The following is a 2,889-nucleotide window of genomic DNA, read 5'->3' on the forward strand; positions in this document are numbered from 1 at the left end:
TGCGCCGGATCAGTCGCTCGTGGCGGCGGTACTCGACGAGATCGGCGATGCGCAGAATGCGCACGTCGTGCTTGGCGGCGAAGCGCTCGAGCTCCGGCATGCGCGCCATCGTGCCATCGGCATTCATGATCTCGCAGATGACGCCGGCGGGCTTGAGGCCCGCCATGCGGGCGAGGTCCACCGCCGCCTCCGTATGCCCCGCCCGCGCCAGCACGCCCCCGGTCTGTGCACGCAGCGTAAGCAGCCGGCCCGGCCGGATGAGGTCCGCCGGTCGTGCGTCGTCCGCGATCGCCACCGCGATGGTGCGCGCCCGATCGTGCGCGGACATGCCGGAACTCACCCCGGCGCGGGCGTCGATCGGCGTCGCGAAGGCGGTCTGGAACTTGGTGGTATTGCCCTCGTCGCTCTCGATGAGCGAAAGGCCGAGCCGGCGCATGCGCTCTTCGGTCAGCGCCAGGCTGACCAGCCCGCGAGCGCGCGAGGCCATGAAGTTGATCGCCTCGGGCGTGGCGCGCTCGGCGGCGATAAAGAGATCGCCCTCGTTCTCGCGCTCCTCGTCGTCGACGAGGATCACCATCCGTCCCTTGCGCACGTCGGGCAGGATCTGCTCGACGATGAATTCGCTCGTTTTGCCGATGTTGGCCATGACGACTTCAGGCCCGAGCGCGTACTAGGAGATGAGGCGCATGAACTCGGCGCGCGTCTTGTCGGTGTAGAACTCGCCGGTGAACGCCGAGGTGGTGGCCACCGAGTGCTGCTTCTGGATGCCGCGCATGGTCATGCACATGTGCTGCGCCTCGATCACCACGGCAACGCCGTACGGATCGAGCGTTTCCTGGATGCAGTCGCGAATCTGCGTGGTCAGCCGCTCCTGCACCTGCAGGCGGCGTGCAAAGGCATCGACGACGCGCGGGATCTTCGACAGCCCGACGATGTGCTCCTTCGGAATATAGGCGACATGCGCCTTGCCGAAGAACGGCAGGATGTGATGCTCGCACAGCGAATAGACCTCGATGTCGCGCACCAGCACCATCTGCTGGTAGTCCTCGCGGAATTTCGCCGAATTGAGGATGGCCGCCGGATCGAGCCCGTAGCCGTGCGTGAGGAACTGCAGCGCCTTCGCCACCCGCTCGGGAGTCTTCAGGAGACCCTCGCGCTCGGGATCCTCGCCGAGCGCCTGCAGGATCGAGCCGTAGCCGCCGGCGATGCGCGCCGTGACTTCGGGATCGTAGTCGGCCACCCGGGCCGCGCCGTTGAGTTCGTTTTCTTCGACTATCTGGGGTTTGGCACTCATCGCATTCCTCCGCTCACGCCAAGGTGAGACGGCGCTCCCCCGCAGGGGTTCAGTGCTGCAGGCCGCCGGCGAGTCGCGCGCGGACGCGCTCGACGAGGCCCTCCGCGGTGAGTCCGCACTCGCGCAGGAGAATCGCCGGATCGCCCTGCTCCAGGAAGACGTCGGGCAGACCGAGGATGAGCAGCGGCACGGAGATCCCCTGCGCCTCCAGGAACTCGCCCACGGCGCTCCCCGCGCCGCCCAGCGCGGCATTCTCCTCGACACTGACGAGCAGCGCGTGGCGGGCAGCGAGATCGCGGATCAGGGCGGCGTCGAGCGGCTTCACGAAGCGCATGTTGGCGACCGTGGCATCGAGCGCCTCTGCCGCTGCCAGCGCCGGCGTCACCATCGTGCCGAAAGCCAGGATCGCCACCTCGCGTCCCTCGCGCCGGATCTCGCCGCGCCCGATCGGCAGCGCGGTCATCTGCTTCTGCACCGGGACCCCGACGCCGACGCCGCGCGGATAGCGCACCGCCGCCGGCGTGTTCATCTGGAACGCTGTGTAGAGCATCTGGCGGCACTCGTTCTCGTCCGCCGGCGCCATCACGGTAAGGTTGGGAATGCAGCGCATGTACGACAGATCGAAGCTGCCGTTGTGGGTGGCACCATCGGCACCGACGACGCCGCCGCGGTCGATCGCGAACACGACCGGCAGGTTCTGGATGGCGACGTCGTGAATGAGCTGGTCATAGGCGCGCTGCAGGAAGGTCGAATAGATGGCGACCACCGGCTTCATGCCCTCACAGGCGATGCCGGCCGCAAATGTGACGCAGTGCTGCTCGGCGATGCCGACGTCGAAGTAGCGTTCCGGAAAGCGCTCCGCAAACTTGACGAGCCCCGAGCCCTCGCGCATCGCCGGCGTGATGCCGATGAGCCGCGGATCGCGCTCCGCCATGTCGCACAGCCAGTCGCCGAAGATCTCGGTGTACGTGGGGCGGGCGCTGCCAGCCGTCTTCGAGACGATGCCGTGCTCCGGGTCGAAGCGCGACACGCCGTGGTAGAGGATGCAGTCTTCCTCGGCGAGCTTGTATCCCTTGCCCTTGCGGGTGACGACGTGCAGGAACTGCGGGCCGTCGAGCTCGATCACGTTGGAGAGCGTCTCGACCAGCACGTCGACATCGTGTCCGTCGATGGGGCCGATGTAGTTGAAGCCGAATTCTTCGAACAGCGTGCCCGGCGTCACCATGCCCTTGACGTGCTCCTCGGCCTTCTTGGCGAGTTCGAGCACCGGCGGCGGCAGCGCGCCGAGCACCTTCTCCGCGCCGCGCCGCGCCGCCGAGTAGAAGCGCCCCGAGAGCAGACGCGCCAGGTAGTTGTTGAGCGCGCCGACGTTGTGCGAGATCGACATGTCGTTGTCGTTGAGCACGACGAGCAGGTTGGCGTCCATCGCGCCGGCGTTGTTGAGCGCCTCGAACGCCATGCCGCCGGTCATCGCGCCGTCGCCGATCACCGCCACACAGCGGCGGCTGTCGCCGCGCTGTTTCGCCGCCACTGCCATGCCGAGCGCCGCGCTGATGGACGTGCTGGCGTGGGCGGTGCCGAAGGTGTCGTAGTCG

Annotated in this window: 3 protein-coding genes; all 3 read right to left on the minus strand. The window is 67.6% G+C overall.

Annotated elements, in window-relative coordinates:
• Positions 1-646: 3,4-dihydroxy-2-butanone-4-phosphate synthase (gene ribB / locus JNK68_01465; protein ID MBL8539016.1), on the minus strand; the 646-nt coding region annotated here is incomplete at its 3' end.
• A gap of 24 nt (positions 647-670) precedes the next feature.
• The gene (gene folE, locus JNK68_01470; protein ID MBL8539017.1) at positions 671-1,294 is read right to left on the minus strand and encodes a GTP cyclohydrolase I FolE; all 624 of its coding nucleotides are present in this window, start codon (positions 1,292-1,294) and stop codon (positions 671-673) included.
• A gap of 49 nt (positions 1,295-1,343) precedes the next feature.
• Positions 1,344-2,889 (minus strand): 1-deoxy-D-xylulose-5-phosphate synthase (dxs, locus tag JNK68_01475; protein MBL8539018.1); only part of this gene is annotated, 1,546 nt, incomplete at its 5' end.

The sequence above is a fragment of the Betaproteobacteria bacterium genome (genome assembly GCA_016791345.1).
Taxonomy (GTDB): Bacteria; Pseudomonadota; Gammaproteobacteria; order Burkholderiales; family JAEUMW01; genus JAEUMW01.